The sequence below is a fragment of the Paenibacillus sp. FSL M8-0212 genome (assembly GCF_038004645.1).
Classification (GTDB): Bacteria; Bacillota; Bacilli; order Paenibacillales; family Paenibacillaceae; genus Paenibacillus.
This window is the reverse complement of the sequence record NZ_JBBORP010000001.1, coordinates 5,824,155-5,842,994: the sequence shown is the minus strand read 5'-3', so window position 1 is coordinate 5,842,994 and position 18,840 is coordinate 5,824,155. Positions and strand designations below refer to the sequence as shown.

Here is an 18,840-nt window from a genome sequence, read left to right as displayed (position 1 = left end):
AATAAGGAGATGCAACCAATGAAGGTATCGTTTATTGGACTTGGAAATATGGGCCTTCCAATGGCACAAAACCTGTTGAAAGCGGGTTATGACGTAGTCATCTTTAATCGGACCCCTGAAAAAGCTGAACCATTAATAAAACAGGGAGCACGGTATGTCCAAACACCACTAGAGGCAGCGAAAGAAAGCAATCTTGTAATTACCATGTTATCTGATGATGCTGCTTTGAGAGAGATTGTTGAGGGACCAACTGGCGTGCTGAACGGATTATCTGAAAACGGAATTCACGTATCTGCCAGTACGATCAGCGTAGATCTGGCTCGGAAATTATCCGCTTTGCATGCGGAGAGACACCAGCACTTTGTGTCTGCCACCGTAATGGGGCGCCCGGATGCCGCTAAAGCAGCTACATTGCGCATTATTTTAGCTGGTCCGGAACATGCAAGACAACGAGTACTTCCCATGTTAACAGCACTAAGTCAAGAGATATTTGAGATTGGGGATCATGGCGAAGAAGGTAACATTGTCAAAATAGGCGTTAACTTTCTAATTGCTTCAATGCTGGAAGCTTTGTCAGAAGCGCAGCTCATGGTTGAAAAGCACGGCATTAAGCCGTCCCGATATATGGATGTTGTGAATGCTCTTTTTCAATCTCCTGTATATCAGAACTATGGCGCGATCATGACCGAACAGCGCTTTGAACCAGCCGGTTTTAAAATGAAGCTCGGGTTAAAGGATGTTGCATTAGCTATCGAGGCAGCCAAGTCAGTTCAAGCTCCACTTCCTTTAGGTCAGCTTATTCATCAACACCTCTCTGAAGGAATTACCCATGGTTATGGTGAGTTGGATTGGACGGCTTTAATCCGTTGTCTTGAGCATTCCTCTTAAGGAAAGAAAATATAAGGAGAGATTAATTATGGAAATAGGTGTTACTTCATTCGTAGAAACAAAGCCTGATACGAAGACCGGAGTTGTGATGAGCCACGCTCAGCGATTGCAAGAAGTTGTGGAAGAAATTGTCCTTGCAGATCAGGTAGGACTTGATGTGTTTGGCATAGGTGAGCATCATCGTGATGATTATGCAGCATCTTCACCAGCAGTGGTGTTGTCCGCTGCGGCGCCCCTCACAAAACGGATTCGTTTAACAAGTGCTGTGACGGTCCTATCTTCAGCTGATCCAGTCCGTGTGTTTCAGGATTTTGCAACGCTTGACGGCCTCTCCAATGGACGTGCCGAGATTATAGCGGGTCGGGGTTCCTTCATTGAATCCTTTCCGCTGTTTGGTTATAACCTGAATGACTACGAGGATTTATTTAATGAAAACATTGAACTGCTTCTTAGATTACGGGAATCCGAGAAAGTCACTTGGAGTGGAGGCCATCGACCAGCGATACATAATCTGGGGGTATACCCGCGTCCTGTTCAGAATTCTATACCTGTATGGATCGGTAGCGGAGGTACTCAGGAGTCTGCCATACGTGCTGGAATCCTAGGTCTGCCACTAGTTCTTGCAATTATCGGTGGTAATCCAACGAAATTCGCGCCACTTGTAGAACTGTATAAAAAGGCGGCAGCTCATGCTGGTCATGATGTATCACAGCTTCGGGTAGGTTCACATTCAATCGGATTTGTTGCAGAAGATACGGAAAAGGCCGCAGAACTCTTTTTCCCGTCCACTCAGTACGGCATGAATAAACTCGGCAAAGAGCGGGGGTGGGCATATTATGATCGTTCCAGCTATGATGCTGCCCGCAGCTCTGATGGTGCGTTGTATGTAGGGGATCCGGAAACAGTTGCTCAAAAAATTATTCATCTGCGCAAGCATGTAGGAATTACACGTTTCATGATGTATGTTCCCTTAAGCACGATGCCACATGAGTTGGTAATGCGGGCTATAGAACTGCTCGGTAAAGAGGTTGCACCGCGAGTACGAGAGGAAATTTCCAAGTGGGAAGCTGAAATGAGATAAGAATTAACTGAAAAAACGTACACGATCGAATTCATTATTATATTTGGAGGAATTATCATGAGTATTGAGACACGTATATTACCAGAATTAAGAGAGGTTTATTCACAATTTCCAGGGTTTGAGTTGGAGAAAAATTTAGAGTGGAGCAGAAACTTAGTATCGGCTGCATCGGTGAAAAATTCAGAGCATGTAAACACAACTCGCCGGAAAATTCCGAGGGATGGAGGTGAGATGCTGGTCAAAATATACGAACCTGCCGATCGAACGAATGATTTACTACCAGCCATGTTATGGATTCACGGAGGCGGGTACGTGTTAGGACATCCCGATATGGACGACAAATTGTGCGAGCGTTTTGTTCAGACAGCAGAATGTATTGTCGTATCAGTCGATTATAGGCTCGCTCCTGAGCATCCATATCCTGCGGGGATTGAAGATTGTTATGCTGGATTGGTATGGATGACGGAGGAAGCAGCAATGCTTGGTATTGATGTGAATCGGGTTGCGATTGCCGGTGCTAGCGGTGGTGGAGGGCTGACAGCAGCACTCGCGCTGATGGCACGTGATAAAGGAGGTCCGTCGATTATCTTCCAAATGCCATTGTACCCGATGTTAGATAATCGTAACATCACCCCATCTAGTCATGAGATTACAGAAGAGGGTTCAGTCTGGAACCGAACGGACAACGTGGCTGCTTGGAATATGTACCTTGGTGAGGAGAACGATGTCAATGGAAGTTCTTCTTATGCAGTACCTTCGAGAGCAGAGAACTTGGCCGGATTGCCGCCAGCCTATACTTGTGTAGGTCAGCTCGATCTATTCCGGGATGAGACGATGGAGTACTTGGCACGACTAGCACAAGCAGGTGTGGATGTAGAATTTCACCTCTATCCAGGTTGTTTCCACCTTTTCGAAATTCTTGCTCCAGAAACAGAAGTGAGTCAGCGCGCTGTTCAGGGTTATATGGATGCAATGGCTCGTGCACTTCATCCAAATAGAACCCTTAAATAAGGATTGATGCATCAGAACCTTTAAACTTAAAGAAAATTATAATAGGAAACTTTATGTCCGAAGAAGTCACTACATTAGTGACTTCTTTTGTTTGGAGATATAAGTATAAATAAATAATTCAAAAAGATCGAAATGGGGTTAAGTTCCAGGCTTCCAACCAGAATAACTCGTTCTTTAGATTTCTTTTTTCAATTTCGAGCTATGCCCCTATACTATAGTGAGTGACTCCGATAGAAAGTAGACACTTTATCTTAATCTGGTAACCAAAAGAAAACCTTGGAACACGTTCCTTGGTATCAAAATAAATGAGAGCGGAGATTATTATGCGAAAATACATAATTGGAATTGATCTGGGTGGAACCAATATTAAGTCCGCCATCTTCAACCTAGAGTTTCAAAAAATTCATGAAAGAAGTGACCCTACGGAGGCGGCAAAAGGGCCGTTCCACGTGTTAAACCGAATGGTAGACATTATTCAAGAAATTCTGACATATGAGGGCATCCAGCCAGCTTCTATTCTGTGCATGGGTATGGGCATTCCTGGATTATTAGATCCGGAACAGGGATTATCCATATTTTCACCTAATTTTCCAGACTGGGAAAACATTCATGTCGTGGATTATATAAAAAATCATTTTGGATTCCCTGTATATATCGACAATGATGTTCGGGTAAATCTGTATGGTGAATGGCTGTTTGGTGCAGGCACTGGATATAAAAACCTGATATTGATTACGTTAGGTACCGGTTTGGGATCTGGTATTGTCAATGACGGAAAAGTTCTCTACGGTACGACATCAAGTGCGGGCGAAATCGGTCATATGAATATGTACCGGGAGGGGCGGCCTTGTCGTTGTGGAAGTTCGGGCTGTCTGGGGAGATACGTGTCTGCGATAGGAATCGTCAAAACCTTTACAGACAAGCTGGAGGAAGGCCGATCAAGTATGATTCTGGAATGGGTGGGAGAGGATTGGACGACAATCACTGCACGTATGATCTCGGAAGCTTACGATCTTGGAGATTTACTTGCTATTGAAGTTATGCATGAGACCGGTAAGATTCTCGGATTTGGTCTTTCCAATGTAATCAATCTGTTCAATCCAGAAGTGATTATTGTTGGTGGAGGAATGTCGGCAGCTGGTGATCGCTTGCTGAATACCGTGCGTGATACTGTTGAGAATCATGCGTTAAGGCTTTCTTCCAGGGCTTGTAAAATAGTGCAAGCAAAATTAGGCGGACAAGCAGGGATGATCGGTGCAGCTGCATATGCGAGGAATAAGATGCCCTTATAAGGTATTACAATATGATAATTGATCAATCATGCTTGAGAATATGTCATTGCATCATACAGTCTAAAACCTTAACTTAAAATGACAGCAGAGAACGCTAAAAACTTCGATGTTGTTTATACCGATTGGATGGCTAAGGTATATGTAAACACCCATTGGACCAGAGTGGGATTTTTCCATTGATCTAAGTACATCCCCTTTAAGCGTGAGATTTATATCCCAACTCTGTTATGTCAGCCGGGATACCTTCACGTCGTTTATGAAACTGCTTAGGCGAGGAACCGGTCACTTGTTTGAACTGCCTGCAAAAATGCTCGACATTTCGGTAACCGCATCGATCGGCAATCTCTGCAACCGTATACAAATGATGTCTGAGATATTCTTTGGCCAAACGTATTCTGCTATGAATAACATCCTCCATACACGAGAGGCCAAATGATTTCTTGTACATCAATTGCAGGTACCCCGGACTGACGTTTATGATCTTCGCCATTTCAGATACTGTCCAAGGATGGCTGGGATGGTTATGAATTGCCGTTCGAAGCTTCAACAGAGGATAGTGCTGAGGACTAATATCCTCTTGGACACAAGACTCAAGCAATTTATTGAACAAGGTTCGCAGCAGGCAATTGATGGATGATTCCCGGTAATCGTTCTGAAAAGAATGCTCTGCAACAAGCAATTGGAACAGCTTATGACAGTATTCCGGATCATCCAGCGGGAAAGGTGTGCCTGACGGAAGGGAGGTATCGGTTACAAACGGTTCATCACTTTCAAAACGAATCCAATCATTTATATAGTGCTCTGAACAAGCCCGATAATATATTTTTTGATGCGGTTTGAAAAGTACGGCACAATGAGCCGGGTAATCCTTAAGTTGTCCATCAACCCAAAACTGGGCAGGGGTCTGTGTAATGACTAATAGCCAGGCATCATGCCCTTCAGGGATATCAAAAACAAAATGGTTCTGATGTACCGCTTCACATTCAACATAAAAAATAGATGTCATGGTTCCTTCCCTTTCTCTTTAAGTTGTAGAAAAGAATAGTCAATACACTACTTAAGATATTTTCTATTATACGAGATTTATCTTCATTTCATAGAACGAATGTACTATTACGATTATATGAGGAGTGTAGCTGGAATGAACAAGCAGGGGTTCAACCCATATCTTCCATCCTGGGAGTACGTACCTGATAGTGAGCCTTATGTATTCAATGAAAGAGTATATGTGTATGGATCACATGACCGTTTTAACGGACATGCCTTCTGTCTAAACGATTATGTATGTTGGTCTGCACCCGTGAATGACCTTGGGAATTGGAGAAATGAAGGGGTGATCTACCGAAAAACAGATGACCCTCTGAATCCGAATGGCCATATGTGCTTGTATGCGCCAGATGTTACGTTGGGTCCCGATGGGCGGTATTATCTGTATTATGTGCTGGATAAGGTACCCGTTGTTTCGGTGGCTGTATGTGATGCACCTGCCGGTGAATATGAATTCTATGGTTATGTACAGTATGACGACGGCACTCGTCTGGGCGAAAGAGAAGGGGACGAGCCCCAGTTCGATCCCGGCTTGATGACTGAAGGACAGCTCACTTATCTGTATACCGGCTTCTGTGCGGCCGGAGACCAATCAAGACATGGCGCGATGTGCACGATGCTAGGTCCGGATATGCTGACGATTGTAGAAGAACCCGTATTCGTAGCACCTAGCGAGCCTTACAGTGAGGGTAGCGGTTATGAGGGACATGAATTTTTTGAGGCGCCTTCCATCCGGAAGAGAGGTGATACCTACTACCTGGTATATTCCTCCATCGTTATGCATGAATTATGTTATGCCACCAGTCAATTTCCAAATAAAGGATTTACATATCAGGGCGTCATCGTAAGCAACTGTGATCTCCATATCGACTCCTACAAACCTGCTGACAAACCCATGTATTATGGAGGCAATAACCATGGCAGCATTGTGGAGATCAACGGAGACTGGTATGTCTTCTATCACCGTCATACCAATGGGGACGCTTTCAACCGACAGGGCTGTATTGAGAAGGTATTTTTTACAGAGGACGGCAGCATTCCTCAGGTGGAAATGACTTCCTCTGGTGCTAGTGGGAGACCGCTTGAAGGAAAAGGCGAATACCCCGCATATCTTGCATGTAATCTTTTGACCAAAGATGATCAGAAGTACACTGGAGGTTTCGGGGCAGGAGCCTGGCTGGACAGCCGCTTTCCGAAGATAACCCAGGATGGTAGAGACGGTGATGAAGAGACTGGTTATATTGCCAATATGGTTGAATCCGCAACTGCAGGATTTAAGTATTTTGATTGCAAAGGAATTCGCGAAGTCTCAATCAAGGTGCGCGGATATTGTAACGGGGTATTCGAGGTCAAAACAGCATGGGACGGCCCAGCACTGGGTACAATCCCGGTGCATTTTACAAATCATTGGAAACCCTATACAGCCGAGATTATTATTCCTGATGGCGTACAGGCGTTGTATTTTACATATCGGGGTTCGGGAAGTGCGAGCCTCGCTGCATTTATTTTAGCGTAAGTATAACAGAGGAACATAGTCCCCCTGAGAAAGATAGAGCAGCTACTGGACATCCAGCAGCTGCTTTTTGTATTGGTTAGCTTCCTGCGGCTCAGAGATTGCTGCATCTCATGGTCGTAACACTCTTACTGCAATGGTCAGATGGCTCTGGGATTACAGAGATTCTCTCAGGAATCTCAAAAAGTTAAGTATAGTCAATCTGAATGTGTGGCTTCTCCGGCCTGCTGAGAATGACTGCGAAATTCACTTGGCGCAATGCCTGTCCACCGCTTGAACTGGCGGCTGAAATGCGCATTAGTCTTATACCCCAGCATCATCGCAATATGGTCTATGTTCAGGTCCGTTTGTTTTAACAAGCGCTGTGCTTCGTTCAGAAGGGTTTCGGATAGAAACTTACGCGGAGCGATGCCGTATACCTGCCGAAATATACGATTAACCTGTGACGGGCTAATGCTCAGCGATTTGGCAATATCCTGAATCCAGGTTCGCTCACTCTCCTGAATTTCCCCGTGAAGATGGATATATCTTACCGAATCCTCAATGTGCTCGGCAATCTGATGGGCAATGGTTTCTTTTCTCGACAATGTAACGGAGGCTTGCTGAGATAACTGGCCGACCAAGGAGCCGAGCAGTTCAAACACAGCGGCATGTACCTTCATTTGTTTGGAGGAAGATAGCGAGCTAGACAAATGCTCTGTGGCCAGATTATACAAGGTAGACAGGGAAGGGGAGAGCCCCAGAGCCAAATTCGAATTTGCCGGATAATAGATGTCTTTGCAACGGTTAAGTTCCCTGCAAAAGGACGTATCGTGTATGCTGAAATGCACCGAGAAATAAGTGAAACCCTCTGGTCCGGCACCCGTGCAAGAATGGGTCATACCAGGCCGGATGAACAGGAGGTCACCCACCGACTGATGATAAGACTGCCCATTAATGACCATGTTCATCTCGCCGTCCATCATCCAGTGCACTTCATACATGGAATGTTCATGGGACGGGTATGTCCAATTGGAATCCACTTTTCTGGCATGCAGCCCCAATAATTGAAAAGACATGCGAACATCGGGCAGACGACCTAAATACACAGCATCCGAAAGCTTGGTCACAGCAAACCAACCCCCTAGTACTATTCTATACCAACATCCTGTCATCGGAGTGTCCTCGTAAATCATCTTTAGTTCAACGGATATAACCTCATCTTAACAGAAAAAAAATGCGTGAAAAGGGTAAATCGTCGGAGTGATTAGAACATCGTCATGAACCATAGCGAATGCTATGGTAGTATTATCAACCCGATGGGGAAAAATGGAGGCAAGCTTGAATGAGAATTATTCGATTTCTGGATGGACAACAGAAGTGGCTGGCAGCCGTTACGGATGATGAACAAGCGTATCGTTTGCCACAAGCAGATTTTATGACTTTGATCGATCAAGCAAGAAAGCAGGGGATTTCTCCAGTCCAACTTGTTGAAAGCGCTTTTAAACCATTGAACAAGTTAACTGACGATTGGACTTCCCTGCATCTAATCACTCCATTGGAAGCTCCAGAAGTATGGGCGGCGGGTGTGACTTATCAGCGCAGCCGGGAAGCGCGAAATTATGAAGCAACGGAAGGCAAGCTGGATGCAAAGACCTTTTACGATAAAGTTTATGATGCCGAAAGGCCGGAGATCTTTTTTAAATCCACAGCAGCCCGCACCGTCGGGCCCAATGAGGCTGTCACACTTCGCAGCGATTCCAATTGGCAGATCCCGGAGCCTGAGCTGGGGTTGGTGCTTGCCGCGGATGGCAGCATTGTGGGATACATCGTTGGCAATGACATGAGCTGCCGCGATATTGAAGGGGAGAACCCTCTGTATCTGCCACAAGCAAAAATGTGGCGCAATTCTTGCTCCATAGGGCCAGCCATTCGTCTAGCGGAAACGGTGCAGAATCCATATGCGTTCAGCATTGTCTGCGAGATATATCGCGAAGGTGAAATAGTTGTCAAAAGCGAGGCAAGCACAAGTGAGTTAAACCGAAAACTCGATGAACTGGTTTCTTTCCTGGCCAGAGATAACGAACTGTTTGACGGTACGGTGTTATTGACAGGCACCAGCATTGTGCCACCTAATGATTTTACACTTGCACCCGGGGACCGCATTGAAATATCCATTAGCGATATCGGGACACTTATTAATCCAGTCATTTCAAACTAATGTATAAGGAGGATAACTGCAATGACCACATTTCAGGTAGAGCAGACATACAGCAATTACATTAACGGAGAATGGGTGAAGGCGATATCCGGTGAGACCGAACCGAGCATCAATCCGGCAAATCGGAAGGAGGTAGTCGGCTACGTATCCACCTCCGGCGTAGAGGATCTGAACCGGGCTGTCGCAGCAGCGAAGGAAGCTGCAAAAGATTGGCGGAGGTTATCGGGTGCGGAACGCGGCAACTATCTATTTCAAGCAGCCAATGTGCTGGAACGCCGGGCCGATGAAGTTGCAGAGGCGATGACCAGAGAAATGGGCAAAACACTCCCAGAAGCCAAAGGAGAGACACTGCGCGGTGTCGCGATCTTAAGATATTACGCTGGAGAAGGCATGCGAAAAACCGGTGATGTCATTCCATCAACGGACAGCGAAGCGCTGATGTTTACGACCCGCGTACCCCTTGGCGTTGTAGGGGTTATTGCTCCTTGGAATTTCCCAGTAGCCATTCCGATTTGGAAAACGGCTCCGGCCTTGATCTACGGCAATACGGTTGTGTTGAAGCCGGCTCAGGAAACTGCGGTCACCGCCGCTAAAGTCATGGAGTGTTTTGAAGAGGCAGGCATCCCGGCAGGTGTTCTTAATCTGGTATGCGGCAGAGGTTCAGTGATCGGATCTGCACTTGCTGAGCATCCGGATGTGGGGGGAATAACGTTCACAGGCTCCAATGAAGTGGGCAAACGGGTCGGCGGCGCAGCACTGGCACGTGGGGCCAAGTATCAACTTGAAATGGGCGGGAAAAACCCGATTATTATCGCGGCTGACGCTGACCTGGATTTGGCTGTGGAAGCCACCATCAGCGGTGGGTTGAAATCGACCGGGCAAAAATGTACGGCCACCAGCAAAGTCATTATTGAACGAAAAGTATACGATGCCTTCAAAGAAAAGCTGCTCTCGCAAATTCAGGAAATCCGGCTGGGTGACGGCATGTCTTCTGGAAGCTGGATGGGTCCATGTGCAAGCGAAGGACAGCTCAATACCGTCCTAAGTTACATTCAAAAAGGCCAAGATGAAGGTGCCGTTCTGCTCGCTGGCGGAAAAAGGGGGGACGGTCCGGGATTGGAAGAGGGATTCTATGTGCAGCCGACCGTATTTGAAGGGGTCGAATCCCATATGTCCATCGCCCGGGAAGAAATCTTTGGCCCGGTTCTGGCCTTGATTGCGGTAGATTCCCTGGAGGAAGCCATCGAAGCGGCTAATGATAGCGATTATGGCTTGAGTGCTTCCATCTATACACAGAACGTCGGAGCCATGTTGTCTTTCATCCGGGACATGGATGCGGGACTGGTCAGAATTAATGCAGAAACGGCCGGCGTAGAGCTGCAGGCTCCGTTCGGCGGAATGAAGATGTCAAGTTCACATTCCAGAGAACAGGGGCAAGCAGCTATCGAGTTTTTCACGGCTATCAAAACGGTCTTCGTGAAGTCATAAACTGTGGGAGGCTATCATGTACGAACAGATTACGTCGATTATGGGAGAGACGGCATCCAACTGCTTTGATATCATATCCCATGCTCCAGGGGCTGCCGGACGTCTGCCTTTAACGGATGATTTGCTGCGGAATGCTCCAAGCGGCGACTTGTTCGGCATGTCCCAGAATGTCGGAATGGGCTGGAAACCCGGGGAATTGAACGGAAAACAATTTCTGATCTTAAGTACACAAGGTGGCATACGCAATGAAGACGGCAGCCCGGCAGCACTCGGTTACCATACGGGCCACTGGGAGGTCGGCCTGCTGATGAAGGCTGCCGCAGAAGAACTGTCAAGTCGGGGAGGAATCCCGTTTGCCGGATATGTCAGCGATCCGTGTGACGGCAGATCACAGGGGACAATCGGCATGTTTGACTCGCTTCCGTACCGGAACGATGCCGCTATGGTATTTCGCAGACTGATTCGCTCGCTGCCAACGCGTAAAGGCGTGCTTGGTGTCGCCACTTGTGACAAAGGTCTTCCAGCGATGATGCTCGCGCTTGCCGGCATGCCGCAATTACCTGGCGTAATCGTTCCCGGTGGCGTCACACTTCCGCCTACCGATGGAGAGGACGCCGGTAAAATTCAGACCATAGGTGCACGGTACGTCAACGGGGAACTTTCTCTGGAAATGGCGTCGGATTTAGGATGCCGGGCTTGTGCTACACCGGGAGGAGGCTGTCAGTTTCTAGGTACCGCGGCTACAGCCCAGGTTGTAGCCGAGGCAATGGGTATGACAGTGCCACATGCCGCGCTTGCACCTTCCGGGCAGCCGATCTGGTTTGAAATGGCGCGCCAATCGTCACGTGCACTCATCCATATGGAGTCTCAGGGGATGAGGATGGCAGACATTGTCACGGATGCATCCATTCGCAATGCGATGACCGTCCATGCCGCGTTTGGCGGATCGACCAATCTGCTTCTTCACATACCGGCAATTGCCCATGCGGCTGGTTTAACCGTGCCTACGGTACAGGACTGGATACAAGTCAACAAGAATGTTCCAAGACTGGTGAGTGCCCTGCCAAACGGACCCATCTTTTATCCGACCATACGTGTCTTTCAGGCTGGTGGTGTACCAGAGGTCATGCTTCACCTCAGACAGCTGGGTCTGTTGGATGAGTCTGTACCAACGGTTACAGGTAATTCACTGGGTCAGGTATTGGACTGGTGGGAATCGTCGGAACGCCGTCATCTCATGCGGAAGCAGTTAAAAGAGAAGGACGGCATTGATCCAGACAGTGTCATCATGAGTGTAGAACACGCTGAGCGGCTTGGAATCTCTTCGACCGTAACATTTCCAACCGGGAATATCGCTCCAGAAGGTTCTGTCATCAAATCCACCTCTATTGATCCTGATGTGCTGGATGAGCATGGCATATACCGTCATCGTGGCAGAGCAAAGGTATTTACCACCGAACGTGGGGCGATCCATGCGATTAAGACCGGAGGTATTCTGGCTGGCGATGTTGTTGTGCTTCTCGGGCGAGGTCCATCGGGAACCGGAATGGAGGAGACGTACCAGCTTACATCTGCGCTTAAACATTTGCCTTTTGGCAAATACGTGTCTCTGATTACGGATGCCCGGTTCTCCGGTGTTTCCACTGGAGCGTGTATTGGTCATGTTGGCCCCGAAGCGCTGGCAGGCGGGCCGATTGGCAAGCTGCGGAACGGAGACCTGATTGACATCGGGGTTGATCGTAACACACTGGAGGGCAGCATTAACTTTGTCGGAGAAGGAGAGATCGAGGTTTCTCCGGAAGAAGGTGCTCTCATCCTGGCACAAAGGTCCTTTCATCCCGATATGCGTCCAGATGAAGCTTTGCCGGATGATACAAAGCTCTGGGCTGCATTGCAATCGGTCAGCGGTGGGACTTGGAGAGGGAATGTATATGATGTAGAGCGGATCATAACCGCTCTGGAAGCCGGCAAAAAAGCGCTGGGCTGGTACTGATATTCACCTTTTGTGTATCTGCTGTTGTACAGATCATTACTTTCATACCGGAGGTTTCTTCCATGAATAAGATCAAGAAAATGATCACCAATCCCATCCTTCCCGGTTTCCATCCCGATCCGTCCATATGCCGAGCAGGGGAGGATTATTATATCGCTACTTCCACCTTTGAATGGTTCCCTGGTGTACGGATTCACCATTCCCGGGATCTGGTTCATTGGCGGCCCATCGCTTCTCCGCTGACTCGTGTAACGCAGTTGAACATGGAGGGCAACATTAATTCCGGAGGCGTATGGGCACCCTGTCTTAGTTACGACAACGGTGTGTTTTACCTGATCTACACCGATGTCAAAAGCCGGGTAGGCGCTTTTAAAGATACCCACAATTACCTAGTAACCGCAACGGATATCGAGGGGCCTTGGTCAGATCCGGTGTATTTGAACAGCAGCGGTTTTGATCCTTCCCTGTTTCATGATGAAGATGGGCGTAAGTGGCTGGTCAATATGATCTGGGATCACCGTAAGGGCAACAACCGGTTTGCAGGCATCGTTCTTCAGGAATATTCCGTTCAGGAACATAAGCTGGTTGGTCCTGCGGTGAACATATTTAAGGGAACCGCATTAGGACTGACCGAAGCACCCCATCTGTACAAACACAAAGACTATTATTATCTGATTACGGCTGAAGGAGGAACCGGTTATGAGCATGCGGTTACAGCAGCACGTTCCCGTACGTTACAAGGCCCTTACGAGGTCGATCCTGCCAATCCGATCCTCACTTCATACGGCAGACCGGATTTAGCTCTGCAAAAGGCAGGCCACGGTAGTCTAATCGAAACGCATACCGGTGAATGGTACCTGGCTCATCTGGTCGGACGACCCGTTCATCACAAATATTGCATTCTTGGACGTGAGACCGCACTTCAGCTCTGTACGTGGAGTGAAGACGGCTGGCTGAGACTTGCGAGCGGTGACCGATATCCGGAGGTTCAGGTGCCTGCACCGATGATCCCGTCCCATCCGTTTGAGCCGATTGCTGAAATGGATCATTTCGATCACTTTGAGCTTCGGCATGATTGGAATACACTTCGCATTCCACCCGATTCGAGTTGGTTCAGCTTAACGGAACGTCCCGGTTACTTGCGCTTGCACGGCATGGAGTCGATGAGTTCAACGCACAGGCAGAGCATGATCGCACGCAGACTTCAGGCCTTGGAGTGTGAAGCCGAGACGTGTCTGGAATTTGCGCCGGACCATCCACAGCAAATGGCAGGATTGATTTTGTACTACGATACCCAGGACTATCTCTATTTACGTGTAACGTATCATGAAGAGAAAGGACTGTGCCTGGGGATTATTCAGTCCAAATACGGGGTATACGACGAACTGTTGGAGGATATTCCACTAGAGTCGGGGAACATTCTCCGTTTAAAGGCTGTGGTGGATCAAGATCGCGCCCGCTTTTACTATGCGTTAAATAGTGATTCATCCTGGAATACAGCAGGCGAGTGGGTTGATATCACACATCTGTCCGATGAATCTCCGGAGTATATCCGGTTTACGGGAACCTATATCGGTCTTTGTGTGCAGGATCTTGGCGGAACCCGAAAACATGCCGATTTTGATTACTTTATTTATAAAGAAACAAAACATACAACTGGTATATTGGAAAACACGTGACGGTCTTTTTGGAAGGAAAAGGGGACACTCCAAAGAGGACCAAATCACATATTTATCCATGTTAAATTAAAAGTTATCGGCGGGTTTTAATTTTGGAAAGGCACATTATTCCATATAATTTAGTTGATATCGTTAAGGGCAATAATGGAAACGAGCATGAAATGAAAATGGGTAGTATAGCAGCAGAATAGAGGAATACACGCTCACAGAAGAAATGGATCATGGGATAGTGCGGGGCGATAAGGCTGCGTGGGATCGTGACGATTCTGCTGGGGCTGGACTTCGAGACACTTCGTACATTAACATAGATGGAGTGAGATAATGATCGGTACAGTAATGTACCGTTTTTTTTGTGTTTAGAGAGATTGTTTTATAAATAGTACCTGATAGAGGTGATCAAGCATGAGTGATTATTCGATAAACAAACCGTATACAAGCTCCCGATCTGATATTCAAAATGTTCTGCGTGATTCTCGTTTGCCTGCTTTGATCTGGGGCATATTGATTTATTTTTCTGCATTGTATTCCCAGCTACCGATGTTGCCCACATGGTTTGAATTTATGATGTTTACAGCTCTCATTCTGGTTCACATTCTGCTGCATTGGTATGCCGGATACGTTGTCGATCGAAGACCCTGGATTTATTTTGTGACGCAAGGATGTATTGTCTGGGGGTGTGCATTATTCATGCCTAATGCTCATTCTCTCATCTTTGTAAGTTTATTGACGGCTTTGGCGGGTCAGAGTATTGGCGTATACGCTCAACGGATGAAGGTGCTCCTAGTATGTACCTTTTATTGCACCTTGTTTTCTGTCTCCCTGGTTTGGCTCGGGACTACCGAGGATTTGCCATCTACAGTACCATCGCTCTTCTTTATCATGTTTTTCGTAATCGGCTATGCCGCTTTGTTCTATAAACAAGTTCGTGCCAAATTGCGAACCCAGTCGTTTTTACGTGAATTGGAACGAGCACACAGGAAAGTGGAGGAGCTAACGATTGCCAATGAACGTCAAAGGATGGCCCGTGATTTACATGATACCTTGGCACAAGGGCTGGCAGGTCTTATCATGCAGCTTGATGCCGTGGATGCGCATTTAGAAAATGATAATAACCATCGTGCCCACGAGATTGTTCAGTTGTCAAAAGCCCAAGCAAAGCGCACGCTTTCAGAAGCGAGAAGCGCAATTGACGACTTGCGTTCATATTCTGCAGAGGTCATAGATATTTCTAAAGCAGTGAAGGAAGAGGCTGAACATTTCTCAGATATAACAGGGATTCGTATTGTCACTCCGTTATCAATGCCCCATCTGGTGGTGCCGAAGTTGATCTTCGAACATAGCTTACATATCATCCGAGAATGCTTGGCCAATACAGCTAAACATGCTAATGCTACGAATGTAGAAGTAATGGTTGCTGCACGGGAAAACGAAATCGAGCTAAGCATAACGGATGATGGAATAGGGTTCGATACCAACCTCATCGAGAAACAATCCGGTAGTTATGGCTTAATTGGCTTATATGAACGAACCCGAATTATGGGCGGGGAGATCGAAATTGAAAGCGGAAAGCAGGGAACCAAAGTTTCTGTTCGCATTCCATTACAACAGGAGGACACCACCGTATGACAATCAAGATTCTTATCGTGGACGACCATTTCGTCGTTCGGGAGGGACTTAAGCTGATCCTGGAAACCAATCAAAGGTACGAGGTAGTTGCAGAAGCATCTAACGGTGTGGAAGCGGTTCGACGGGTGGATACTTACAAGCCGGACATTATTCTATTGGATCTAAACATGCCTGAAATGGGCGGCCTGGATACCATGACAGCGCTCAGAGCTAAAGGAATGGATATACCCATCATTATTTTGACTACATATAACGAGGATGAGATGATGATCCGCGGACTGGCGTTAGGTGCCAAAGGGTATTTGCTGAAGGACACGGGACGAGAAATGATATTTCGTTCAATTGATGCAGCAATGCGAGGGGAAACGTTGCTATTACCGGAGATCAGCGAGAAAGTATTTGCTCACAAGGCATCAGGAAAGGCGAAAGAGTCACCTTCATCGAAAATATCACTTACAAACAAAGAGCTGATCGTACTTCAAGCGATTGCCCGTGGCTCTCGAAGTAAAGAGATCGGCTTTGATATGGGCATATCCGAACGGACTGTAAAGACTCATTTAACGAGTATCTACAATAAATTGGGTGTGGATTCGAGACCGCAGGCCGTCGCCGTCGCGGTGGAGCGTGGAATATTGCATTTATAATCGAACGTTTCATAGATTTGCCCGATCGTACATGTGGGGATTGCCCTTTTGTACGATTTTTTATTTTTTTCCTCCGTTTATGATAGATGCATGAATACAAATTGGAGGAAAAATGATGAAAAAAAGACTGACAACGATTCTGGCAACTGTTCTCTCACTGACCATGCTCTCCGCCTGCAGCAGCACTAATAGCGGGACTTCCACACAGGAGGAAATTCCTAAACCTGAAAATAGTGTTGCTTCTGATCAGAATGAGTTTCCGAAACCAATGGGAAGTTATACGGTCGGACGTACACAGATGGACTTCAAGTACACAGCATCTAACCATTCAGAAAGAGAACTGACGGCATTATTTTTCTATCCGTCCGACAGCAATGAGGGCAAGCCGACGGCAGAGTATGCATTTCCGGAGTTTCATTCACTAAGGGATGAGCTTTTGGTTAGATTAGGAGGAACGGCGGGTGGTGAGCAACTTTTTGATTCCAATTTCAAGACATGGTCTTACGACGATCTGGCCTTGTCTGAAAAGGAAAAACAATATCCGGTTTTATTCTTTGTTCATGGCGCGGGCGCTTACCCACAGCAAGGCACTTTGTTCGCTCAAGACCTGGCAAGCGCTGGCTATATTGTGGTATCCATCGGCCATGCCGAAAGTGGTGTGTACAAACTTAAAGATGGACGAACGGTTGGGTTGTCAGAGAAATTTATGGACGAAGTAACGAAATACGGAATGGAAGCCGCCACCCTAACACCACCTGAAATTGTGACAGAGAAGCTTGAGGAAGAAGAAGCTATTGAGATTGCTCGCAAATTAACTTCGGCGCCTGAAGCAGTCAAGTTTGCAAAATATGCCGTTTTACAGAGCGAGGATATTCGATATGTTGCAGATAACTTGTACAAAATGAATACAGGTGACATGGAATCCATGTTTAAAGGCAGATTGCAGCTTGATCTCGGAATGGGTGTGTTCGGACATTCATTTGGAGGAACGACAGCGGCAATTGTTAGCCGTGACGATGACCGATTTGTCGGCGCTGTAAACCTTGACGGTAATATGTTAGGTGCCTTGGATAGTGATTTTAAGAAACCTTTCATGCAGCTCAGCACTGTGCTTGCCTATAATACGAATGCATTTCTCCTTGAATCCAACAGCAAGGACACCTACTTTGCCATTATTGATAATGTAGTCCATGGTGACTTCTCCGATTCCTTGTTTACAACTACGGATAAAAAATCCAGAGGAACCCGAGACGCGATGGGACAGCGCAACATTATCACTTCTTATACAAAGGCGTTCTTTGATAAATATATGTTGAAAAAGGATACGGACATTGACAGCCTTACCTTTGACGGCGTAGAGATGATTAAGAAACCTGAAAATCCTTAGCATTAACTGAATTAATTTCGGGAAGGTAACGAAAGAAGAGGGCGGACGGAATTAACCGCACGAGATTTAACTCCGAACTCTTGTAACCAAAATGATAAAAAGACCTTATGTTCGTGGAAACGTTAAGGTCTTTTTATCGTTTTGAACAATCGAAGAATTCTTAGCCTATTTTTTCAATACTCACAACCGTTCTTATGGGTGGCGAGGGTTCTAGTTGGTCAAAGCCAGCAGTGATTCTTACTCTTTGCCCTACTTCAAATGTTTCATATGTTTCTCTATCAACCAAATAATACGAAGCTTCCTGGTCTCGTGCTAGTTCTATAAAATCCTCAAGATTTCCATTCTCCAGATCTTCCTTACTTATATTTTGTAGTACAAGAAATTTGTACTTGTCATTTTCATCTGTTTTAAATACTACAGTGCCCTCGAAAACTGGATAATTTTCTTTTTCATCCTTGTTAGAACAGCCCGCAAGTATAATCATACTAATGAAGATAAATAATATTTTTTTTCATAATAACCTCCTTGATTTGAAATAAAGTTTTCCCCTTGCTTTTAAGTATACCCTACATAAAAAAAGCAAATTATTACTAAAAGGTAATTCATACGAAAAAAGCATGAAACATGGCATGAGGATTCCTTTAAATCATAAGTTCATATAGTCGAAAAAAACAAAAAAGAGGTCACGATGATGGATACCCTAAAATGGATTCAAAGCTGGTATTATGAAAACTGTGACGGCGATTGGGAACATTCATACGGTGTGCGAATTGATACGGTGGATAATCCTGGTTGGTCTGTCGAAATCGATTTGACGGATACATATTTAGAAGATGTACCATTTGATTCGATTGAAGAAGAGAGAAATGAAGAAGATTGGTTCTACTGTATCGTGAGAGATCGCGTGTTTCACAGTGCAGGGGGAGCAAAAAATTTAGAAGAGATGCTTCATTGCTTTAAAAATTGGGCTTCAAGTTTGGATAAAAGTTAA

16 protein-coding genes are annotated in these 18,840 nt (G+C 46.2%); 13 read left to right on the top strand and 3 right to left on the bottom strand.

Annotated features, from left to right (window positions below; genetic code table 11):
- Positions 1-18 precede the first annotated feature (18 nt).
- The 4 genes from MKX68_RS25620 (at position 19) to MKX68_RS25605 (ending at position 4,272) form a co-directional block, all read left to right on the top strand.
- Entirely contained in the window at positions 19-888 is an 870-nt protein-coding gene (locus tag MKX68_RS25620) for an NAD(P)-dependent oxidoreductase (protein ID WP_249910573.1), read from the top strand.
- Between the two features lie 28 nt (positions 889-916).
- The gene (locus MKX68_RS25615; RefSeq protein WP_340914579.1) at positions 917-1,969 is read left to right on the top strand and encodes an LLM class flavin-dependent oxidoreductase; all 1,053 of its coding nucleotides are present in this window, start codon (positions 917-919) and stop codon (positions 1,967-1,969) included.
- Positions 1,970-2,026: 57 nt separating this feature from the next.
- Positions 2,027-2,980 carry an alpha/beta hydrolase gene (locus tag MKX68_RS25610; RefSeq protein WP_340914578.1) on the top strand — a complete coding sequence of 318 codons (954 nt, stop codon included), beginning with the start codon at positions 2,027-2,029 and terminating at the stop codon, positions 2,978-2,980.
- A gap of 323 nt (positions 2,981-3,303) precedes the next feature.
- Positions 3,304-4,272, top strand: a complete 969-nt coding sequence (locus MKX68_RS25605) for an ROK family protein (protein WP_340914577.1) — start codon at positions 3,304-3,306, stop codon at positions 4,270-4,272.
- A 196-nt stretch (positions 4,273-4,468) separates the two neighbouring features.
- Here MKX68_RS25605 and MKX68_RS25600 read toward each other — a convergent pair whose 3' ends face one another.
- Positions 4,469-5,278 (bottom strand): helix-turn-helix transcriptional regulator, encoded by an 810-nt coding sequence (locus tag MKX68_RS25600; protein ID WP_340914576.1) that lies wholly within the window; start codon positions 5,276-5,278, stop codon positions 4,469-4,471.
- Between the two features lie 135 nt (positions 5,279-5,413).
- Between MKX68_RS25600 and MKX68_RS25595 the strand changes: the two genes are divergently transcribed.
- Complete coding sequence (locus MKX68_RS25595; protein ID WP_340914574.1) at positions 5,414-6,835, top strand: family 43 glycosylhydrolase; 1,422 nt, start codon at positions 5,414-5,416, stop codon at positions 6,833-6,835.
- A gap of 194 nt (positions 6,836-7,029) precedes the next feature.
- Here MKX68_RS25595 and MKX68_RS25590 read toward each other — a convergent pair whose 3' ends face one another.
- A complete protein-coding gene (locus MKX68_RS25590) occupies positions 7,030-7,941 on the bottom strand; it encodes an AraC family transcriptional regulator (RefSeq protein ID WP_340914572.1) in 912 nt (303 codons plus the stop codon).
- Positions 7,942-8,156: 215 nt separating this feature from the next.
- Between MKX68_RS25590 and MKX68_RS25585 the strand changes: the two genes are divergently transcribed.
- The 7 genes from MKX68_RS25585 (at position 8,157) to MKX68_RS25555 (ending at position 17,849) form a co-directional block, all read left to right on the top strand.
- The gene (locus tag MKX68_RS25585; RefSeq protein WP_340914571.1) at positions 8,157-9,032 is read left to right on the top strand and encodes a fumarylacetoacetate hydrolase family protein; all 876 of its coding nucleotides are present in this window, start codon (positions 8,157-8,159) and stop codon (positions 9,030-9,032) included.
- Between the two features lie 21 nt (positions 9,033-9,053).
- Positions 9,054-10,520 (top strand): alpha-ketoglutaric semialdehyde dehydrogenase GucD, encoded by a 1,467-nt coding sequence (gucD, locus tag MKX68_RS25580; RefSeq protein ID WP_340914570.1) that lies wholly within the window; start codon positions 9,054-9,056, stop codon positions 10,518-10,520.
- Positions 10,521-10,536: 16 nt separating this feature from the next.
- Positions 10,537-12,513, top strand: coding sequence for a YjhG/YagF family D-xylonate dehydratase (locus MKX68_RS25575; protein ID WP_340914567.1), 1,977 nt, complete (start codon positions 10,537-10,539; stop codon positions 12,511-12,513).
- A gap of 62 nt (positions 12,514-12,575) precedes the next feature.
- Positions 12,576-14,192, top strand: a complete 1,617-nt coding sequence (locus MKX68_RS25570; RefSeq protein WP_340914566.1) for a glycoside hydrolase family 43 protein — start codon at positions 12,576-12,578, stop codon at positions 14,190-14,192.
- Positions 14,193-14,594: 402 nt separating this feature from the next.
- Positions 14,595-15,818 (top strand): sensor histidine kinase, encoded by a 1,224-nt coding sequence (locus tag MKX68_RS25565; protein ID WP_340914564.1) that lies wholly within the window; start codon positions 14,595-14,597, stop codon positions 15,816-15,818.
- Positions 15,815-16,462, top strand: a complete 648-nt coding sequence (locus tag MKX68_RS25560) for a response regulator transcription factor (RefSeq protein ID WP_340914563.1) — start codon at positions 15,815-15,817, stop codon at positions 16,460-16,462. Before MKX68_RS25565 ends, MKX68_RS25560 begins: the two co-directional genes overlap by 4 nt.
- Before the next feature lie 115 nt (positions 16,463-16,577).
- Positions 16,578-17,849 carry an alpha/beta hydrolase gene (locus MKX68_RS25555; protein ID WP_340914562.1) on the top strand — a complete coding sequence of 424 codons (1,272 nt, stop codon included), beginning with the start codon at positions 16,578-16,580 and terminating at the stop codon, positions 17,847-17,849.
- A gap of 160 nt (positions 17,850-18,009) precedes the next feature.
- Here MKX68_RS25555 and MKX68_RS25550 read toward each other — a convergent pair whose 3' ends face one another.
- A complete protein-coding gene (locus MKX68_RS25550; protein ID WP_340914561.1) occupies positions 18,010-18,333 on the bottom strand; it encodes a DUF3221 domain-containing protein in 324 nt (107 codons plus the stop codon).
- Positions 18,334-18,540: 207 nt separating this feature from the next.
- Here MKX68_RS25550 and MKX68_RS25545 point away from each other — a divergent pair, with 207 nt between their 5' ends.
- Positions 18,541-18,840 carry an immunity 53 family protein gene (locus tag MKX68_RS25545; RefSeq protein WP_340914560.1) on the top strand — a complete coding sequence of 100 codons (300 nt, stop codon included), beginning with the start codon at positions 18,541-18,543 and terminating at the stop codon, positions 18,838-18,840.

Bases quoted from the DNA above. Each gene is read 5' to 3' on its own strand.
- MKX68_RS25550 (WP_340914561.1), bottom strand. From the start codon at position 18,333: ATGATTATACTTGCGGGCTGTTCTAACAAGGATGAAAAAGAAAATTAT.
- MKX68_RS25595 (WP_340914574.1), top strand. From the start codon at position 5,414: ATGAACAAGCAGGGGTTCAACCCATATCTTCCATCCTGGGAGTACGTA.
- MKX68_RS25615 (WP_340914579.1), top strand. From the start codon at position 917: ATGGAAATAGGTGTTACTTCATTCGTAGAAACAAAGCCTGATACGAAG.
- MKX68_RS25585 (WP_340914571.1), top strand. From the start codon at position 8,157: ATGAGAATTATTCGATTTCTGGATGGACAACAGAAGTGGCTGGCAGCC.
- MKX68_RS25575 (WP_340914567.1), top strand. From the start codon at position 10,537: ATGTACGAACAGATTACGTCGATTATGGGAGAGACGGCATCCAACTGC.
- MKX68_RS25570 (WP_340914566.1), top strand. From the start codon at position 12,576: ATGAATAAGATCAAGAAAATGATCACCAATCCCATCCTTCCCGGTTTC.
- MKX68_RS25610 (WP_340914578.1), top strand. From the start codon at position 2,027: ATGAGTATTGAGACACGTATATTACCAGAATTAAGAGAGGTTTATTCA.
- MKX68_RS25560 (WP_340914563.1), top strand. From the start codon at position 15,815: ATGACAATCAAGATTCTTATCGTGGACGACCATTTCGTCGTTCGGGAG.
- MKX68_RS25600 (WP_340914576.1), bottom strand. From the start codon at position 5,278: ATGACATCTATTTTTTATGTTGAATGTGAAGCGGTACATCAGAACCAT.
- MKX68_RS25620 (WP_249910573.1), top strand. From the start codon at position 19: ATGAAGGTATCGTTTATTGGACTTGGAAATATGGGCCTTCCAATGGCA.
- MKX68_RS25565 (WP_340914564.1), top strand. From the start codon at position 14,595: ATGAGTGATTATTCGATAAACAAACCGTATACAAGCTCCCGATCTGAT.
- MKX68_RS25605 (WP_340914577.1), top strand. From the start codon at position 3,304: ATGCGAAAATACATAATTGGAATTGATCTGGGTGGAACCAATATTAAG.
- gucD (WP_340914570.1), top strand. From the start codon at position 9,054: ATGACCACATTTCAGGTAGAGCAGACATACAGCAATTACATTAACGGA.
- MKX68_RS25545 (WP_340914560.1), top strand. From the start codon at position 18,541: ATGGATACCCTAAAATGGATTCAAAGCTGGTATTATGAAAACTGTGAC.
- MKX68_RS25555 (WP_340914562.1), top strand. From the start codon at position 16,578: ATGAAAAAAAGACTGACAACGATTCTGGCAACTGTTCTCTCACTGACC.